Origin of the sequence: Streptomyces sp. NPDC086549 (assembly GCF_044746205.1) — a bacterium.
Taxonomy (GTDB): domain Bacteria; phylum Actinomycetota; class Actinomycetes; order Streptomycetales; family Streptomycetaceae; genus Streptomyces.
Genome location: NZ_JBIVBS010000022.1, coordinates 98535 through 114174, shown reverse-complemented (window position 1 = coordinate 114174; position 15640 = coordinate 98535). Strand labels below are relative to the sequence as shown.

At 73.0% G+C, this 15640-nt stretch carries 13 protein-coding genes; 4 read left to right on the top strand and 9 right to left on the bottom strand.

Annotated features, from left to right (window positions below; genetic code table 11):
* Window positions 1-12: 12 nt before the first annotated feature.
* Window positions 13-1263: a M14 family zinc carboxypeptidase gene (locus ACIPSA_RS43805; protein WP_402645852.1), complete on the top strand. Its 1251-nt coding sequence runs from the start codon at window positions 13-15 to the stop codon at window positions 1261-1263.
* A 100-nt stretch (window positions 1264-1363) separates the two neighbouring features.
* On the opposite strand, the gene ACIPSA_RS43800 is transcribed toward ACIPSA_RS43805, so the two are convergent.
* From ACIPSA_RS43800 to ACIPSA_RS43790, 3 genes are all read right to left on the bottom strand, one after another.
* Window positions 1364-1792, bottom strand: coding sequence for an SSI family serine proteinase inhibitor (locus ACIPSA_RS43800; protein WP_402645851.1), 429 nt, complete (start codon window positions 1790-1792; stop codon window positions 1364-1366).
* Window positions 1789-3114 carry a M14 family zinc carboxypeptidase gene (locus ACIPSA_RS43795; protein ID WP_402645849.1) on the bottom strand — a complete coding sequence of 442 codons (1326 nt, stop codon included), beginning with the start codon at window positions 3112-3114 and terminating at the stop codon, window positions 1789-1791. The genes ACIPSA_RS43800 and ACIPSA_RS43795 overlap by 4 nt, the downstream gene beginning before the upstream one ends.
* Window positions 3115-3294: 180 nt before the next feature.
* Window positions 3295-3846 (bottom strand): FHA domain-containing protein, encoded by a 552-nt coding sequence (locus ACIPSA_RS43790; RefSeq protein WP_402645847.1) that lies wholly within the window; start codon window positions 3844-3846, stop codon window positions 3295-3297.
* 174 nt (window positions 3847-4020) lie between these two features.
* Between ACIPSA_RS43790 and treZ the strand changes: the two genes are divergently transcribed.
* Entirely contained in the window at window positions 4021-5766 is a 1746-nt protein-coding gene (gene treZ / locus ACIPSA_RS43785; protein WP_402645846.1) for a malto-oligosyltrehalose trehalohydrolase, read from the top strand.
* A gap of 29 nt (window positions 5767-5795) precedes the next feature.
* Here the strand turns inward: treZ and ACIPSA_RS43780 are convergent, their stop codons facing one another.
* From ACIPSA_RS43780 to cyc2, 4 genes are all read right to left on the bottom strand, one after another.
* Window positions 5796-6740 (bottom strand): phosphotransferase family protein, encoded by a 945-nt coding sequence (locus ACIPSA_RS43780; protein WP_402645844.1) that lies wholly within the window; start codon window positions 6738-6740, stop codon window positions 5796-5798.
* A 52-nt stretch (window positions 6741-6792) separates the two neighbouring features.
* A complete protein-coding gene (locus ACIPSA_RS43775) occupies window positions 6793-7920 on the bottom strand; it encodes an aminopeptidase P family protein (RefSeq protein ID WP_402645842.1) in 1128 nt (375 codons plus the stop codon).
* 117 nt (window positions 7921-8037) lie between these two features.
* Complete coding sequence (locus tag ACIPSA_RS43770; RefSeq protein ID WP_402645840.1) at window positions 8038-8598, bottom strand: PDZ domain-containing protein; 561 nt, start codon at window positions 8596-8598, stop codon at window positions 8038-8040.
* A gap of 543 nt (window positions 8599-9141) precedes the next feature.
* The gene (gene cyc2, locus ACIPSA_RS43765; protein WP_402645838.1) at window positions 9142-11334 is read right to left on the bottom strand and encodes a germacradienol/geosmin synthase Cyc2; all 2193 of its coding nucleotides are present in this window, start codon (window positions 11332-11334) and stop codon (window positions 9142-9144) included.
* A 165-nt stretch (window positions 11335-11499) separates the two neighbouring features.
* Here cyc2 and ACIPSA_RS43760 point away from each other — a divergent pair, with 165 nt between their 5' ends.
* Window positions 11500-12291, top strand: a complete 792-nt coding sequence (locus ACIPSA_RS43760) for an alpha/beta fold hydrolase (protein WP_402645835.1) — start codon at window positions 11500-11502, stop codon at window positions 12289-12291.
* Complete coding sequence (locus tag ACIPSA_RS43755) at window positions 12288-13553, top strand: cytochrome P450 (protein ID WP_402645832.1); 1266 nt, start codon at window positions 12288-12290, stop codon at window positions 13551-13553. The genes ACIPSA_RS43760 and ACIPSA_RS43755 overlap by 4 nt, the downstream gene beginning before the upstream one ends.
* Here the strand turns inward: ACIPSA_RS43755 and ACIPSA_RS43750 are convergent.
* Both ACIPSA_RS43750 and ACIPSA_RS43745 read right to left on the bottom strand, forming a co-directional pair.
* On the bottom strand, window positions 13525-14721 hold the full coding sequence (locus tag ACIPSA_RS43750) for a damage-control phosphatase ARMT1 family protein (RefSeq protein ID WP_402645830.1): 1197 nt from the start codon (window positions 14719-14721) through the stop codon (window positions 13525-13527). The two genes, ACIPSA_RS43755 and ACIPSA_RS43750, sit on opposite strands and share 29 nt — an antisense overlap.
* A 22-nt stretch (window positions 14722-14743) precedes the next feature.
* Complete coding sequence (locus ACIPSA_RS43745) at window positions 14744-15391, bottom strand: ScbR family autoregulator-binding transcription factor (protein WP_402645827.1); 648 nt, start codon at window positions 15389-15391, stop codon at window positions 14744-14746.
* Between the last annotated feature and the right edge of the window lie 249 nt (window positions 15392-15640).

The window sequence follows — 15640 nt, the reverse complement described above, 5'->3', positions numbered from 1 at the left end:
GACAAGTCGGGGGTGAGTCTCCTGCCGGAGCTGCGTTACCCCAGTGTTCCCGAACTGGTAGCAACCGCCCGGGCGTTGGCTGCTCACCGGCCGGGCCTGTGCACCTTGCGGCAGGTGGGATTCTCGCGCGCGGGAAGACCCCTGCACCTGTTGTCCGTGGGGCACGCCGGACGAGCCGTGCTGGTGGTGGCGGGTGCGCACGCCAACGAGCCGACCGGCGGCCGCACGCTCCTCGTGCTGGCCGAACGTGTCCTGCGTGACCCGGAGTTGCGTGCCGACACCTCCTGGCACTTCCTGCTGTGCGCGGATCCGGACGGGGCGAGCCTGCACGTGACTCCGGCGCCGCGCAGCCTGCTCGACTACCACCTGGGCTTCTACCGTCCGGCCGGCCCGGAGCAGCCGGAGTGGTCCCCGTCGGTGCTCCCGCCCGACCGGCTGCCGCCCGAGACACGAGCCCTGACCGGGGTGATCGACGAACTGCGGCCCTACCTCCAGGTGACCCTGCACGGGACCGATCTGGGCGGCAGCTGGGTGCAGCTGACCAAGGACGTGCCTGGGCTCGCCGAGCCGTTCGCCAAGTCCGCGGCGGAGCTGAACATCCCGGTGGAGACGGGCGCCTCGGACGCCGCGGGCTGGCCCGCCTCCGGGCCGGGCGTGCGTGTGATGCCCGGACCGGACTCGGGCGTGCCCTACCCGAGCATGCCGGACGACGCACGGCACAGCACCTGGTACCACGCCCACCGGTACGGCGGTCTGACGGCGGTGGTGGAGGTGCCGATGTGGGCCAGCGACCTGGTGGACGACCCGGCACCGCATCCCGCCCCGGAGGCGGCGATGCGGCGGCTGGCCCGTCGGCTGCGGCGGGACGCGCGGCAGGTGGAGCGGGTGCTGGCCGAGGTGCTGCCGCGGCTGGACGACGCCGAGGGGCCGCTGCTGCGGGCCGCCAGGTGGGGGCTGGAGCTGATCCCGGGCCTGGCCGACGACTGGATCCGCACACCGCCCGTCGACACCACGAGGGCGTACGTGGGCAGCGTGGACGCCTTCGGGCGGCGGCTGCCGCTGCGGGCGGCGTCGATGCTGCTGCGGGTGCTCCAGGAGGCCGACGACCGTGCCGCTCCCGGGCTGGAACAGCTCGTCGTGTCCTGGTGCGAAGCCTTCGCGGAGCGCTTCCGCGCCCGCTGGGTGCCGCTGGAGGATCAGGTGCGGCACCAGTCGCGTACGGTCCTCGCGGCGGCGCAGTACGCGCGTGACCGGGCGGCCTGAGGGACGGGAAGCACACGGCACGCGCGCGGGGGCGCCGAGCCGTCCCACGCGCGCGTGCCCCGTTGCGCCGCATTCCGTCCCCCGCTCAGCCGTCCCCCGCTCAGCCGTCCAGCGCGAACACCGCTCCCGCCCGCGCCGTCATCGCGCACGCGTTCGAGAAGGTCTCCTTGTACAGGACGGGCCGGCCGTGCCACTTCCCCAGGGCGCGGGCGGTGACCGGGGCGTAGACCATCGGGCAGACGGCGCCCTCCTTCGGGGAGGTGCTCTGGATGTCGCCGTCCGCAGCCTCCAGTTCGGCACAGGCCTCGGCCGCGTGGGCATGGCCCCGGGGCGGGTCGCACAGCAGCAGGGTGCCGCGTGTGTCGCCGACGGAGTCGTCACGGGTGACGGTCAGGAAGAGCCAGGTGTCGGGGAGCGCGTCCCGGGGCGCCGCCTGGGCGGGAGCGGCGGTAGCAGCCGTGAGCAGGGCGGCAGCCGCCAGCAGGGCGCCGCGTACGACAGTCGCTTCGATGGATGTGCGGTACGTCATTCCCGGTGCATCGGCACGGCGGCCTCCGTCCCCCACCCCGGCTCACCCGAACGGGATCGCACGCGCGCGTGTCGTTGCGCCAGTTCGAACGCGCTCAGCACCACGCGCGCCTGGTACTCGGCCTGGCGCGCGACCGGGATCCAGCGCGCCCCACAGCCGTCGCGGTAGTCCGCGCACCACTCGTCGATGAGCCGGTCCAGGTCCGGCAGGACACCGGCCGGATCGTGTCCGGTGCTGAGCGCGAGCCGCTGCAGCAGCCCGGCCGTGCGCAGGGCGAGCCGGCGCCCCGAGATGCGCAGAGCGGCCAGGTGGGCGGTATTGAGCGCGGGCAGCGGGCGTGCGCTGCCGTTGTCGATGTCGGGGTCCCAGGCGTCGGCCAGACCGGGGCACACCAGTAAATAGTCGTCGACCGGTGCGAGCAGGCTCGCCGTGTCGGGCACGGCCGCCAGCTGGGGCCGGATCCGGGCGAGCACCCCGTCCAGGAGCCGGGTGTCGTGGCGCAGGGTGCCGCTGACGGTGCGCAGCACCGCGTCCCGGTCGGCGGGCGGCGAGCTGTCCTCGACGGCGTCCACGCCCCACATGGGAGCCTCGACGATGGCGGTCACCGTGCCGTGCCGGTGCGGGTGGAACCAGGTCGACTCGACCGCGGCCTCGGTGATGGCCGCGGCCAGGTCGCCCCGGCGGGGCGGCGGGATCCGGTAGACGGCGGGGCCCACGGTGGGCCAGTACAGGGTGTCGTACGCGCCGAGTTCGCGCGGGATGCCCAGGCGGGCCGCGGTGTGCGCCACGCGCCGGGCGAGGCCCGGCAGGTCCCTGGTGAGCTCCACGAAGCCGCCGCCGACGTCGACGCCGTGCAGGGAGCACTGGAGAAAGGGCCGCAGTTCGTCCTGGAGGTCGAGCAGGGCGCGCGTCTCGGGCAGGACGACCGCGTCCGCGCCGTCGGGCAGCCATTCGGGCTGCTCCAGGAAGCCGGGCCGAAAGAAGTTCCGGAAGTAGTGGCCGAGGGTGTAGGGACCGGACAGCCAGCCCTCGTTGCGGCGCGAGCCGTCGGGGTCGAGGCACAGGAGCAGGTTCCAGGTGGCGTCGGAACCCTCGGTGAGCCGGGGGTCGGCGAGGGCGCGTTCGGCCAGGCGCAGGACGGTGGCGCCCCCCACCGGCTCGTTGGCGTGCGGTCCTGCGACGACGAGGGCGTGGCGGCTGCCGTGACCGACGGAAAGCAGCCACAGGGGCGCGCCCGCGCGGGAGGTCCCGATGCGGCGCAGCCGGGCGTCCTCGGGGCGGCGCGCGACGAGCGCCGCCGCGCGGGCACCCAACTCGTCCACGGTCGGGTAGCGGAGGAGCGGCAGGACACACCTCCACAATGTGGTGCCGTCGGTTCACCTGCTGTGCGTGGCGTACGCACAGTCAGTCACGACTTCATGGGTACGTCAACACCGCGGCGGACAAACGCTTTTCGGCCACCGCGCGCCGGTGCGGTCCCGGGTCGGCGCCGGGGTCCTCGCTCAGTTCGAGGAGAGCCGGAAGGCCATCCGGCCGAAGCCGATCTGGTCGCCCTCGCGGACCACCACGGCACCGATCACCCGGCGACCGTTCACGGTCGTGCCGTTGGTCGAGCCGAGGTCCCTGAGGACCCACATCCCGCCCTGCCGGCGGAGTTCGGCGTGCACGCGGGACACCGTCTCGTGGTTGAGGCGCAGCCCGTTGGCGGGATCGCGGCCGATGCGCAGCGGATGGCCGTTGCCGGGGTGCGGCAGCAGCAGCTTGGGCAGCCGCTCGGCCTGCCAGGCCCTGCGCAGCCGTACGGTGAAGCCGGAGACCGCCTCGACGCCGGAAAGAAGCACGCGCGAGAAACGGTTGTCCCGGGGCAGGTCGGCGGTGAGCGCGGCGAGTTCGTCGGACCGGCGCGCGGCGAGCGCGAGCTCCATGCGGCGTACGAATGTGTCGTGCGACAGCCGGCCCATGGCGACGCCCTCGCGGAGCACGTTCAGCGCCTTGTCGCGCTCCACGTCGGACAGCCGCGCGGGATACGTGTTGAACTCGAAGGACGACGTCACGCTGGCGATTGTCGGTCAGTGAACCCCGAGTGTCCAGAAAACGGGGAAACGGCCCGCCACGCGCGTACTTCCGGCGACACCCGCGGGGAAAGGGAAGATTCAAAAGCGGATCGATCTCGCTCGCGGCACGATGGGCGAGCTACATCACGGTGAGCAGACGAAGGGGAACCGTCCGTGCAGTTCGAGGTGTGGGCACCGCAGGCAGACCGCGTGACGCTCCATTGCGAGGGTGCCACGCGCGCGTTGGAGCGTGATCCGGAGCGAGTGGGCTGGTGGTCCGGGGAGGCGGAGGCGCGTGACGGCGCGCGCTACGGGTTCGCGCTGGACGACGGTCCCGTGCTGCCCGACCCGCGCTCGAGCCGCCAGCCGGACGGCCCGGACGGGATGAGCGCGGTCGTGGACCAGGGGCGGTACGCGTGGCGTGCCGAGTGGGCGGGGCACCCGCTGCCGGGGGCGGTGCTCTACGAGCTGCACGTGGGGACGTACACCCGCGAGGGCACCCTGGACGCGGCCGCCGACCGGCTCGGGCACCTCACCGAACTGGGTGTCACACACGTGGAGTTGATGCCGCTGTGTCCCTTCCCGGGGCGGCACGGCTGGGGGTACGAGGGCGTCTCGCTGTGGGCGGTGCACGAGCCGTACGGCGGTCCGGAGGCACTGAAACGGTTCGTCGACCGGGCGCACGAACTCGGTCTCGGCGTGGTCCTGGACGTCGTCCACAACCACCTGGGGCCGTCCGGGAACCACCTGCCGGCGTTCGGGCCGTACTTCACGGAGACCCACCACACCCCCTGGGGAGCGGCGGTCAATCTGGACGCGCCCGGCTCGGACGAGGTGCGCGCGTACCTGGTGGGCAGCGCGCTGGCCTGGCTGCGCGACTACCGGATCGACGGGCTGCGGCTGGACGCGGTGCACGCGCTGCGGGACACGCGCGCGTGCCACTTCCTGGAGGAGCTGTCGACGGCCGTGGACGGCCTCGCCGCCGAGCTGGGACGGCCCCTGTTCCTGATCGCCGAGTCCGACCTCAACGATCCGCGGATCATCACCCCGCGCTCGGAGCACGGCCTCGGTCTGCAGGCGCAGTGGAACGACGACTTCCACCATGCCCTGCACACCGCGCTGACCGGCGAAGCCCAGGGCTACTACGCCGACTTCGCCCGCTCCCCCTTCGCCGCCCTCGCCAAGACCCTCACCGGCGGCTTCTTCCACGACGGCACGTACTCCAGCTTCCGGGGCCGGCACCACGGCCGCCCGCTGGACCGCGCCCGGGTCGCCGCGCACCGGCTCCTGGGCTACGGCCAGACCCACGACCAGGTCGGCAACCGCGCCCAGGGCGACCGCCTCGCGCAGTCCCTGTCCCCCGGCGTGCTGGCCTGCGCGGCCACGCTCACGCTGACCGCGCCGTTCACGCCGATGCTGTTCATGGGCGAGGAGTGGGCGGCGGGCACTCCGTGGCAGTTCTTCACCGACCACACGGACCCGGAGCTCGCGGAGGCCGTACGGCGGGGCAGGCGGCGGGAGTTCGCGGCGCACGGCTGGGCCGAGGAGGACGTGCCCGACCCGCAGGACCCGGCGACCCGCGAGCGCTCCTGCCTGGACTGGTCGGAGCCGGACCGTGAGCCCCACGCGCGCGTGCTGGCCTGGTACCGGCGGCTCATCGCCCTGCGCCGGGAGCAGGCGGACCTCACCGATCCCGACCTCGCCGACACCAAGGTGGCGTACGACGAGGAGGCCCGCTGGCTCGCCTTCCGGCGCGGGGACGTCCGCGTGGCCGTGAACCTCGGCAAGGAACCGGCGGCGATCCCCCTGGGCGCCGGAGAGGTACGGGTCCTCGCCGCGTGGGAGCCGGTCGAGGCGCCGGGGGCCGACGGGCTGCTGCTGGTGCCCAGGGAGTCGTGCGTGGTGCTGACGCAGGACTGACCCGCCGGGCCCGGGCCGACGACGGGGCCCTACGGCTCCTCGTCCGTCTCCTGGTCCCGCAACTCCGTCGCGCGCTCCAGCAGGATCGTCTCCCAGGCGTGCCGCAGCTGGGTCCTCAGGAGCGGGAGGGGGCCGGTGTCCCGGCCGTCGAGGCGGTCCATGAGGCGGATGACGGTGTCGCAGCGGGCCAGCCACAGGCCGCGCAGGCAGGGGCGGGCGCCGTAGCCGGCGAGGGTGGCGGCGCGGACGGCCGCGCCGGAGCCGACGGCGAGGGCGAGCCCGGCGATGTCCTCGGCGGGGTCGCCGACGGCCGCGTCGGTCCAGCCGAGGACGCCGCGCACCCGGCCGTCGGCGCTCACCACGAGGTGCTCGCCCTTGAGGCCGTGGTGCACCAGGACCGCGGTGCCGGGCTGTGCGGCGAGCTGGGCGGCGCCGGGCGGGGTGAGCTGGTGGAGCCGGGCGGGGTCGAACTCGTCGGCGGCGCCGAGGCGTTCGGCGGCCCGCACGGCCATCCGGCGCAGCGCCTCCAGGGAGCGCGGGGCGGCGCGCGGCACGCCGAGCGTCTCGGCCTGCCGTACGGGCACCTCTCGCAGCCCGGTGAGCAGTCCGGCGAGATCGGCCTCGCCGACGGCGGACACGTCGTGCTCCTCGCCCGTGCCGCCGGCCACCCTGGTGTCGAGCGAGCAGGTCAGCCCCGGGGCCCACTCGCCGTGCGCCACGCTGGTGGGGACGGCGACCGGGAGGTGCGGGCGGACGAGGTCGCGCAGGCGCAGTTCGCGGCGCCGGCGGGCGGAGGCCTCGCGGTCGGGGGCGAGGCGGAGCACATGGCGGGTGCCGACCCACCACGTGAAGTGCCCGGCGCCCTCCGCGACGGGCCGGACGTCGGGTCCCGAGGTGCCGTCCGCGCTCTCCTTGAACAGCGAACGGACCAGTCGGCGGACGGTGTCCGCGGTGGGTGTCGGTGCCTGGGTCATGGTCGCGCCGTTGCCGTTCCGGAGTCTTGTCGAGGGTGTCTCCTGGGTCCTCTCAGTCCACTATGACCATCTCGCGGGTGGTGGTGTTGAGGCGGCGGCCGCCGTTCTCGGTCACCGTGACGATGTCCTCGATGCGCACTCCGAAGCGGCCGGGCAGGTAGATGCCGGGTTCCACGGAGAAGCACATGCCGGGCACGAGGGGCTGTTCCTCGCCCTCGATCATGTAGGGCGGCTCGTGGGTGGTGACACCGATGCCGTGGCCGGTGCGGTGGATGAAGTACTCGCCGTAGCCTGCGTCGGCGATCACGGCGCGGGCGGCCCGGTCGACCTCCTGGCAGGCGACGCCCGGCCGCACCGCCCGGAAGCCCGCCTCCTGGGCCGCGCGGACGATGTCGTGGACCTTGCGCTCCTCGTCGGTCGGCTCGCCCACGTGCACGGTGCGCGTGGTGTCGGAGCCGTAGCCGTCCTTGAGGCCGCCGAAGTCGAGGACGACCATGTCGCCGTGCTGGATGACGCGGTCGCCGACCTCGTGGTGCGGGTTGGCCCCGTTCGGGCCGGAGCCCACGATGGTGAAGTCGACCTGCGCGTGCCCGAACCGCCGCAGCAGGCCGGCGAGGTCGTGGCCGATGTCGGACTCGCGCCGGCCGGCGAAGGGGACCTTCCGGATCTCCTCGAACGTCGCGTCGGCGGCCGCCCCGGCGGCCGCGAGCAGTTCCAGTTCCGCCGCGTCCTTCACGGCACGGAGCATGGGCAGCGCGTCGGTGAGGGAGGCGTAGGAGGTGCCGGGCAGCGTCTTCTGCAGGCCGAGCAGGTGCATCGCCCACGCGTTGTCGCTGATGCCGAACCGGCCGTCCTTGTCGAGGAGGGCTGCGGTGAGCGCGTAGGGGTCCTTGCCGTCGGTCCAGTCGCGCAGGGTCAGGGCGGGCGCGCCGGCCGCCTTCTCCGCGTCCGGGGCCTCCAGGGCCGGTACGACCAGGATCGGGTCCCGTCCGGCGGCCAGGACCAGCACGGTGAGCCGTTCGGTGACCGCGGTGGGCGCGTAGCCGCTGAGCCACACCATGTCCGGCCCCGGCGCCACGAGCAGCCCCGCCAGCCCGGCCTCGGCGGCGGAGCGCGCGGCGCGCTCCATGCGGGCCCTGTAGACGTCGGCGGTGAAGGGCGCGGGCGTGCTGCCGGTCATCCGGGCCTCCGAGGGGCGTCTGGGGGCTGGCGAGGTACTACGTGCAGCATCCTGCCCGGACACGGAGGGCCGCGCGAGCCGGTTTCGAGGTCCCGCCGCCACGACGCCTCCGGCTGATCAGGTGACGACACCGGGGACGGCCCTCAGCTTCTGGTAGCCGCCGCCGCGGTGCCGCACCGTGAGCGTGACCTCGACTCCGGGGCGGGCGCGGGAGACGGCCCGCGCGAGGTCGGCGGCGGTGTCGACGCGGGCGCCGCCGAACCGCAGGAGCACGTCGCCGCGGACGAGGCCCGCCGCGTGGCCGGGGCCGGGCTCATGGACGCCGACGACCAGCGCCCCGGCCTTCTCGGCGTCCACGACCTCCACACCGAGGCTCGCGCCGGGCGGGGCCTGGGGCTGCGGCCGGTGCTGTAGCTGAGCGAGCCCGTTCGTGCCGATCACGGTGGCCCCGACCGCGCCGACTCCGACGCCGGACAGGACCAGGACCGTCCCGACGAACAGGCCGAACAGCAGGGTCCTGAGCCGCCTGCCGCGCCGTCGCGCGGCGTGCGGGCGCCGCACGGTGCCGGGGGTGCCGGGGGTGCCGGGGGTGCCGGGGGTGCCGGGGGTGTCATCGGTCTCATCGTTCCGCCGCTCCTGACCGGGCATCGGCTTGGGACGCAACGCAGTCTGTTCCATGGATCGCCTCCGGCTGATGCTCTACCCGGCGTGCACGGGCGCGACGAGCCACGAACGAGTGAGACTGACCCAGGATCAGCACAGGGAAGTCATAGGCGTCACGGGGACCAGCCGCTCGCGCGGGGTCCAGCCCCGTCGGTCGGCCGCCGCACGAGAACCGCGGCGGCTCCGCCCGGTGTGCCCGCACTCCCGGCGGACCGCCCAAGTTCCCCGAATATCCCGATCCACACGAGAAGACTGGAAATCGTCCACGGGAGTGAGGAGCGCGGCCCCAGTGGCAGGGGCGTCGCGCTGTCGGTGGGCGCCGTTGCGTTCTGGTCGTGCTGCACGCGGCGCTGCTGCGCACCGCGGGGCGTGCACCTCGGCCGGTTCATCGCCGAGGAGCACTACGCACTCGTCCGCGCCCTGGCCGATGCGGACCTCCCCGAGGAGGCCCGCGCGGTCCTGGCGGCGGGCGAGGCGGTACGCGGCGAGCTGTCCGGGGCGGCCGTGGAGGCCGTGCGGGAGCTCGCCGAGGAGACGTCGACGCGGATACGGGGGGGTTCAGCTGACGGGCAGCACGGGCGCCGGCGGCCGGTCCGGGAGGAAGCCGTGGGCGCGGCGGGCGAGATAGCCGGCCTTGTAGCGGTCTACCCGCTGATGCCAGTTCAGGATGGCGGCCATCCAGTTCTGCAGGTCGAGGACGTACTCCCGCATGCTTTCGCGCGCCTCTTCCGAGAGGCCGAAGTCCTCGTACACCAACGGCAGTTCGTTCGCCACCACGTGCTCGAACTGCCGCATGCGCCGGGTCATCAGGTCGTGCACGACGCCGAGGGCGGTCGGGTAGTCGACGCCGAAGAAGTTCTGGACGACGAGGATCGCGTTGTGGATCTCGCCCTCGTACTCGATCTCCTTCTGGTAGGAGAAGACGTCGTTGACGAGGCACCCGTAATCCATGGCGGCGTTCTCCAGCGAGCGCACCGGCCCGCTGCGACAGACCTCCGGCGGGATCGCGGCGCCCCGGCCCATCCGGCACAGGCTCAGGGTGAGGTCGGAGCCGAAGGTGGCGCGCCGCATCTCCAGGTGGTCGACCGGGTCGGGAATGCGGTTCTGCAGCCGGTTGGAGAGCTCCCACACCCAGCTCTCCGTCATCGTGTCGACCGCCTGCTTCAGGGCGGTGCGTTCACCGGGGGGCATCTCCGCCGTCGTACGGGCCCACAGGTCGACCAGTCCGCGTTCCATCCCGTCGGCCGGGACGGGGACCGGGTCGCCGTCGAGGGGCATGCACGCGGACAGCCGTGCCGTGGACAGCCGGGCGGCGGCCAGGTCGCGGCGGTGCCCGAAGACGAGGGGGTAGTAGTCGTCGCCGTACGTCCCCCAGGCGAGCCACTGTGCGCTGAGGTCGAGGGCCTCGGCGGTGGCGTCGGGGTCCATGCCCGCCGCGCAGAGCGGAAGGTCGTACGCGAGGAGCTTGTCCTCGTCCCAGACCCCCTCCCGGAGCATGCCCGTCCGGTGCATCCAGCCGGTGAGGCGCTCGCGGGCACCGTCCAGATGCGGGGAGAGCTCCAGCCGGAAAGGCATGGAGAAGTCGGGCAGCAGGGACGGGCCGACCTTCTGGAAGGGCACATGGGAGTACGCGCGCAATCGCCCCCACTGCCTGAAGGGCGTGGGAGGTACCCCCACCGAGGCGGCCGAGGCGAGGAGCGCGCCCACGTCGGCGGCGGAGGTGCCCGGACCAGTCAGGCCGTGCCACGGAGAGACGGACACGGCGCCTTCGTTCATGTACCGGCTGGAGCGCAGGTGCCATTCATGGCCGCCCGACTGCCAGTCCTGCAGCCCCTTGGTGTAGGCCGCCACCGCCGCCACCTGGCCCGGGGTGAGGCCCTTCTCCAGGGCGAGGGCAGGCACTTCGGTGAGCGCGGTGTGCTCGAACTGGTGGAGGCGCGAGGTGAGGATGTCGTTGACGGTGTCGGCGGCCTCCTGCGTGGTGCAGCCGAAGAAGGTCTCCAGGACGAGTACGCCGTTGCTGTTCTCGCCCTCGTCCTCCACCTCCCGCTGGTAGGAGAACAGGTCGTTGCGCAGGTGCACGGCGTCGGAGAAGGTCTCCATCAGCACCCTGAGCGGCCTGGATCCGGCGACGGACGCGGGCACCTCGGCGGTCGCGTACTCGACGAGCCCCGAGGACCAGGGGGCGCCGCCCACCTTGCGGCGCATCTCGATGTACTCGACGGGGTTGGCGATCCGCCCCTCGTTGATGTTGGACAGCTCCCACAGCGACTCGTTGAGCAGATGCTCGGTGGCCACGGCGAAACGCTTGCGCCAGTCGACGGACATCGACGGGACCGTGCGCGCCCACAGGTCGGCGAGGCCCGCCTCGACCGGGTTCTCCGGCCGCGGTACGGGAGTCGTGAGGTCGAGCGGCATGAACAGCGGCAGCCGGTCGAGGTGGGCCTTGCCGGCCGCACGGTCCTGGGTGCGCTTGTACATCTCCAGGAAGTGGTCGTCGAAGAAGAACACCCACACGTACCAGTCGGTGATCAGCGAGAGAGCGGGTCCGTCGCAGTCGGGGTGGGTGTAGGCGCACAGGAGCCCGTAGTCGTGCGCCTCCAGGTCGGCCTGTGTCCACACCCCGGAGCCCTCCAGCATGCCCATCCCGCGCGCCCACGCGGTCGAGTGCGCACGCGCCTCGTCGACATGCGGGTTCAGCCGCGCGGGGTACGGCATGTAGAAGTGCGGGAGTTCGAACGGCTGCGTCATGGCCGGGGCCCTACCCGTGCCCTCCGACGGCCATCCGCCGGGCGGCACATGATCACACCATCGCGTGAACCGGGAACAATTCCGTCTACTTCCGGCGCACCGGGCCCGCGGCCATGCCCCGTCCGCGCCCTTGCCGAGCCCCCGCTCACGGGTCACGGTGGTCGCATGACCTCCTTCGTGCTGCCCCATGAGGTGCACGGCGACGGCCCCCACAAGGTGTTCGCCGTGCACGGCTGGTTCGCCGACCGGTCCGCCTACGCCGCCGTCCTGCCGGATCTCGACCGCGAGACGTTCACCTACACGCTGGTCGACCTGCGCGGGTACGGGCCGGCGAGGGACGCCACGGGCGCGTACACCACCGCCGAGGCGGCGGTCGACCTCGTCGAACTGGCCGACCGCCTCGGCTGGGAGCGGTTCTCGGTGGTCGGGCACTCGATGGGCGGCGCGGTGGCCCAGCGGCTGCTGGCCGTGGCACCGCACCGGCTGCGCCGGATCGTCGGCGTCTCCCCGGTACCCGCCTCGGGGCTGCCGTTGCCCGGCGAGCAGTGGGACCTGTTCGCGGACGCGGCGCACAGGCCGGAGAACCGGCGCGCGATCATCGACTTCACCACCGGCGGCCGCCGTCCCGCGGCCTGGCTGGACCGGATGGTCGCCACCTCGCTGGACCGCAGCGACGCGAAGGCGTTCCGCGCCTGGCTCGACTCGTGGGCGGACGACGACTTCCGCGCCGATGTCGAGGGCTCCCTGGTGCCCGCGCTCGCCGTGGCCGGGGAGCTCGACCCGGCCCTGTCGCCCGGCCTGATGCAGGAGACGTGGATGTCCTGGTACCCGCGCGCGGAGCTGCGCAGCCTTCCCGGTGCCGGGCACTACCCCATGGACGAGACCCCGCTGGAGCTGATCCGGGTGGTCGAGGACTTCCTGCGCGAGGACGGGCCCGGCACGGGCGGACCGGCGTGAGCGTGCGCGAGGCTCCGCCCGTCCCGGACGTCTTCGATCCGCGCCGTTACGCGTCCGGGGTGCCGTACGCCGACTACCGCGTCCTGCGCGACCACCACCCTGTGGCCTGGCAGGACGAGCCCGAGGTGCTGGGCTGGCCGGCCGGGCCAGGGTTCTGGGCGGTGACCCGGCACGCGGACGTGGTGCGGGTGCTGAAGGACTCGGCGACGTACTCGTCGTACGTCGGGGCCACCCAGATCCGGGATCCGGACCCGGCGGACCTGCCCTTCATCCGCCGCATGATGCTCAATCAGGATCTGCCGCAGCACGGGCGGTTGCGTCGGCTGGTGAGCCGTGCGTTCACGCCGGGGCGCGTCGACCGGTTCACGGACGTCGCGCGGGAGCGGGCGCGCACGCTGTTCGCCGGCGCCCGGGAGACGGCCCGCGTGGCGGACGGCACGGTCGACCTGGTGACCGCCGTCACCGACGACTACGCGCTGCTCAACCTCGCCGACCTGCTGGGCGTTCCGGCGGGCGACCGGCGGCTGCTGCTGCGCTGGACGCAGCGGGTGATCGGCTACCAGGACCCGGACGAGGCGGGTCCGCCGGTACTGGACGGCGAGGGCAGGCCGGTCGATCCGCGGTCGCCGGCCATGCTGCGGGACATGTTCGACTACGCCGGTCAACTGGCCTCGTACAAGCGGCGCTACCCCGCCGACGACGTGATGACCACGCTCGCCCATGACGCCGAACTCTCGGGCGCCGAGCTGGAGATGTTCTTCTTCCTGCTCACCGTCGCGGGCAACGACACCGTACGCAGCGCGGCCCCGGGCGGGCTGCTGGCACTGGCGGAGCATCCGGAGGCGTATGAGCTGCTCCACGGAGGAAAGGTCCAACTCGCCACCGCGGTCGATGAGTTGCTGCGCTGGCATCCCCCTGTGCTGACCTTCCGCCGTACCGCGGCGCAGGACACCGAGCTGGCCGGACGGCGGATCCGCGCCGGGGACAAGGTGGTCGTCTTCCACGCCTCGGCCAACCGCGACGAACGGGCCTTCACCGGCCCGGACCGCCTCGACCTGGCCCGTACGCCCAACCCGCACGTGTCCTTCGGGGACGGCCCGCATGTCTGCCTGGGCGCCCACTTCGCCCGGCTTCAGCTGCGGCTGCTGTACGAGGAGGCGCTACGGGCGCTGCCCATGTCGCCACGCCTTGCCGGACCCCCCGAGCGTCTCGTGTCGAACTTCATCAACGGGCTCAAGTCGCTTCCCGTCCGGCTGGGTTGACCTGGATCAGGGCGTGCGTGCCGCCGGTGCGCCAGTGCTGTCCCTCGGCGGCGACCAGCGCGGCCTCGGTTGCGGCGGCCAGGCCGGTGATCACGTCGGACTTGAGTGTGCGCAGGGCGGCGACCGGGCCGGGGAAGTACGCGGTGACGTCCCGGAACGGCGTGGTCGGGGACCACAGCCGGTCGCCCACCAGGCGCCGGTAGTTGAGGTCGCCCTTGAAGATCGTCAGCGTGGCCGCGGCGAAGTCCGCGCGCAGGTCGTCGGGCATGTCCGCGTACGGCAGCGGGGCGCAGGAGAAGGGGTGGGCGCGCACGGTGAGGCGGCCGTCGGCCATGGCCGACCACAGGCGCCGCCCGTACGCGGCCGCCGCGCCCGGTGCGGCGGTGAGCCGGCGCAGGGCGTCGACCACGTCGGCGGTGGTGGCGTCGGAGACGTAGTACGGGTACGGCTTGATGTGCAGCACGGCCCGTCCGATCCGCCCTTCGGCCAGGAGATGGGCGATCAGCAGCAGATCGGGGACCAGTTCGCGGCCCGCGTTGTCCGCGACCAGGCAGAGCGTGCCCGTGCCGGAGGACGGGAGCAGGGACCACAGGATCTCGCTGTCGTCGGCGACGAGGGCGGGGGCGGCCTCCTTCGCCTCGGCGCCGGCGTCGGACAGCCGGAAACCGAGGTCGGCGCGGTTGCCCCAGAGCGAGCCGTGCAGCAGGGCGCGTGCCCGTTCGTCGTCCGGCCCGTCCTGCAGCGCGTCGAGCGCGGCCAGCTCCTCGTCCGTCTCCTTGGCGTCCAGTTCGGCGAGTTTGAACGGGCGGAAGGGGTCGACGCCCTGCCAGGCGCCGGGGGCGAAGAAGCCGACGGCGTCGAGGAGCCGGCGGTAGAAGTGGCTCTCCGACCACAGCCAGGGGACGTCGAACCAGGACCGGCCTGCGTACGCGTCCGCGCCCCACTCCCGCCAGCGGTCCCGGTCGGGCGCGTCCGCGGGGAGCGGCTCGATCACACCCTCGGTGCAGCTCTTCAGCAGCGCGTCGAGCGCGCGGTGCCGCCCGGGGCCGTACGGGAAGGCGTCCCGCACCTGCCGGATGATGGCGGGATGCCGTTCGGCCAGCACGCTGTGGGGGAACGAACCGGATTCGTTGCCGAGGAGCACGGGCGCGGCGGGGGTGTCGGGCATGTGCGTCACCGTACCGCGCGGGTCAGACGGTTCTGATCTCCCGCTCCAGCTGGGAGGCGAGTGTCAGATAGCGGGCGCGGCGGGGCACCGGCACCAGGCCGCGGATCATGAGGTGCCACATCTCGGCGACTCTGCGGGGCAGCCGTGCGACGGGGTCGAGGGAGCGGCCCGCGACACGGGTGCCGACGAAGAAGTAGACGAGGGAGTGGGCGACGGCGTCGATGTCGATGTCCGGGTGCACGTCGGATTCCTTGACGGCGCCCAGGAGTTTGCGGGTGGCGAGTTCCAGCCATTCGGCGAAGGGGTGCCTCAGCGGCGGCCGTACGGCGACCTCCGCGGTGGCCAGACGCAGTCCGGCCCGGGGGATCGGGCCCTCGACGGCGAGCCGGGCGATCCCGAACGTGGCGCGCATCAGGGACTCCAGTGACGAGCCGCCCCGGCTCTCCACCTCTCTCAGCACCTGCCGCGAGGCCCTGGACTGGAGCTCCATGATGGCGTGCGCCAGGTCCTCCTTGGCGGCGAAGTGGAAGTACAGCGCTCCTTTGGTGACCTGGGCGTGCTCGACGATGTCACTGAGGCTGGTGGATTCGTAGCCGTGACGGTCGAACAGGTCGGCTGCGGCTGTGATGATCGTTGCTCGGGTCTGCTCGGCGCGTAACTGCCTCGCCATCGACTGGACACTCCTTGCGGATGGAAACCAACGGGACATGCCGTTTGTTTTTTACCCTACGCACACGATAGCTCACCGTGCGAGAACGGTGGACAGGTGTGCGGACCTGATGGTCGACACGTGTAACTGATGCGGGAGCGGCCGTCATCACCATCGAGCCCCGACAAACGGACGACGTCAAAGCACGTCCCTCCCTCGACTCTCCCGCTTTTCCGGAGGCCATGACGGGCGGCGGGCCGCCGCATCGGT

What these genes read in the sequence shown, in the direction of transcription:
- ACIPSA_RS43800 (WP_402645851.1), bottom strand. Translation starts at nt 1,792, where the DNA reads ATGACGTACCGCACATCCATCGAAGCGACTGTCGTACGCGGCGCCCTG.
- ACIPSA_RS43780 (WP_402645844.1), bottom strand. Translation starts at nt 6,740, where the DNA reads ATGACCCAGGCACCGACACCCACCGCGGACACCGTCCGCCGACTGGTC.
- ACIPSA_RS43775 (WP_402645842.1), bottom strand. Translation starts at nt 7,920, where the DNA reads ATGACCGGCAGCACGCCCGCGCCCTTCACCGCCGACGTCTACAGGGCC.
- ACIPSA_RS43770 (WP_402645840.1), bottom strand. Translation starts at nt 8,598, where the DNA reads ATGGAACAGACTGCGTTGCGTCCCAAGCCGATGCCCGGTCAGGAGCGG.
- cyc2 (WP_402645838.1), bottom strand. Translation starts at nt 11,334, where the DNA reads ATGACGCAGCCGTTCGAACTCCCGCACTTCTACATGCCGTACCCCGCG.
- ACIPSA_RS43760 (WP_402645835.1), top strand. Translation starts at nt 11,500, where the DNA reads ATGACCTCCTTCGTGCTGCCCCATGAGGTGCACGGCGACGGCCCCCAC.
- ACIPSA_RS43750 (WP_402645830.1), bottom strand. Translation starts at nt 14,721, where the DNA reads ATGCCCGACACCCCCGCCGCGCCCGTGCTCCTCGGCAACGAATCCGGT.
- ACIPSA_RS43745 (WP_402645827.1), bottom strand. Translation starts at nt 15,391, where the DNA reads ATGGCGAGGCAGTTACGCGCCGAGCAGACCCGAGCAACGATCATCACA.